This is a genomic window from uncultured Campylobacter sp., assembly GCF_937997465.1.
Taxonomy (GTDB): Bacteria; Campylobacterota; Campylobacteria; order Campylobacterales; family Campylobacteraceae; genus Campylobacter_A.
The window spans coordinates 1-1,981 of record NZ_CALKTQ010000199.1 but is presented as its reverse complement, the minus strand read 5'-3'; the positions used below and the strand labels follow the sequence as shown (position 1 = coordinate 1,981).

Genomic DNA, 1,981 nt, shown 5'->3' with positions numbered 1-1,981 from the left:
GCGCATGCGAAAAGCCGTAGTTTAGGGCATTTAGCACGAAAAACGCCGAGCTAGCGTGCTCGCCATAAAACCCCAAGCACTGCGCCACGCTGTGTAGCCTAGCAGCCACGGCTAGCTCGCTCTCGTATCGCCCCTCAAGCCCATGTAGCGGCTCTAGCGCGGCAAATAGATCTTTGGCGTATTTTACGATCGTCTTGTTATCGTCTAGCAAAAATCTATCCTGCAAGCTCCTCACGCTCGGGTTGAAATTCGGCGGAAATTTACGCGTCGGACGCAATATATCGCTCAAAAATACGCCCTCTCTAAAGCCCGCGCCGCTGGTGTAGATATTTTGCGCACCCACAGCATCCACTGCGCCTAAAAATATGAGCGCGCCCTCTCTAATCGTATCGAAGCGGTCTTTTTTGATGCCAAATTCCCCAAGCTCCAGTACGCTCGCTCGGGCAAGATTTTCGATGAAATTTTTGTGGTTTTGAAATTTGTAGGCAAAGTTATGCACGGTTTTTAGCGGATAGTCTTGCGCCGACATGATGGCCGAAGATATCGCGCGCAGGCTACCGCCGATGGCGACTAGGTTTTTGCTTTTAAAGTTTTTAGGCAAGCTTTTAAATGCCTCTTTGATAAAGGGCGCTGCAGCGTTTAAATTTTTCTTATCGAAAAATAGCTCCTTTAATCTCACCGTACCTAAATTTAGCGACACGGCGTCAGTTATCTTGCCGCCACTAACAAGCGCCAGCTCGGCAGACCCCCCGCCGATATCAAGCGTGACGAACTCCTCTAGCGGCTCGAGTAAATTTAGCGCCGCCACTCCGCCAAACGTCGCCTCATCCTTGCCGCTAACGACCTTTAAATTTATCCCAAGCTCTTTGCGCGCCATGCTTATGAGCTCGCCGGCGTTTGGGGCATCGCGCAGAGCCGAGGTACCCATGGCGAAAATTTTCGCGCATTTGTAGTTTTTTGCGATATTTTTAAACTCGCTTAGCGCTTCGCAGGCCTTTTGCATCGACTTTTCCGAGATCTCGCCGCCGTGCTCGTACGCGCCCTCACCCAGACGCACCTTCATCTTAAATTCGCCGATGATGTGAAACGCGTAACGCGAAGTCTTTTCAAAAATCGCCATTCGCATCGAATTTGAGCCCAGATCTATGACGGCGGTTCGTTTTGCCATTTATTTGCCTTTATTATTTTTATTTATCGCTAAAGTGAGGGTTGAGACAGCACCGCTGCGCCCGTCGGTTCGGTTTTTGATAGACACGGAACCGCCCAGTGCCTGAGCTGCGCCCTTGGCCAAAAATAGCCCAAGCCCCGCTCCGCCCTTATCACCGAAACGCTTAAACGGCGCAAAAAGATCCTTGCTCTCATCGATACCGCAGCCCTCGTCTACGACCTCGATGATAAACTCGTTTTCACTAAGACGCGAGCGCAGCGTGATAACGGCGCCACGAGGAGAAAATTTGATCGCATTTTGGACGAAATTTTGGATAACATGCGTTAAAAGCGTCGTTTGTAGCGTCATCTCAAGACTACTCGGAGCAAAATCTGTCGCTATATCCTTGCCCTCGCCGCGAGCTAAAATTTTAAAATTATTCGCCGATTGATTTAAAAACTCGATGATGTCGATACGCACGGCCTCCTCAAACTGCGCGCCCTCTTGCCGCCCGATCTCTAAGATCGAGCCGATCATTTTGTTCATCTGATTGATCGCTTCGTTGTTGTTTTTGAGCGCTTCTATGTATTTTTCGCTCTCACGCGGCTTTATTAGCGTCACTTCGTTTTTGGTTTTCATCACCGCAAGCGGCGTTTTTAGCTCGTGCGCGACGCCGACAAAAAGCTCCTTTTGATAAAGCACGAACGTCTGAATGCGCTCGATTAGGCGGTTTAGGCTTTTACCCAGCGGTTTAAACTCGGGCGGAAGCTCCTCAAGGCTCACCGTCTGCAAAAATCTCTCGTTTAAATTCGTCATTTTTCTACTTAAAATTTT

Annotated in this window: 2 protein-coding genes; both read right to left on the bottom strand. The window is 49.4% G+C overall.

Features of this window, described 5'->3' with window-relative positions; translation table 11 throughout:
* Window positions 1-1,168: Ppx/GppA phosphatase family protein (locus Q0546_RS06435; protein WP_298791547.1), on the bottom strand; the 1,168-nt coding region annotated here is incomplete at its 3' end.
* A partial coding sequence (locus Q0546_RS06430; RefSeq protein ID WP_298791546.1) for a HAMP domain-containing sensor histidine kinase occupies window positions 1,169-1,981 on the bottom strand: 813 nt, incomplete at its 5' end.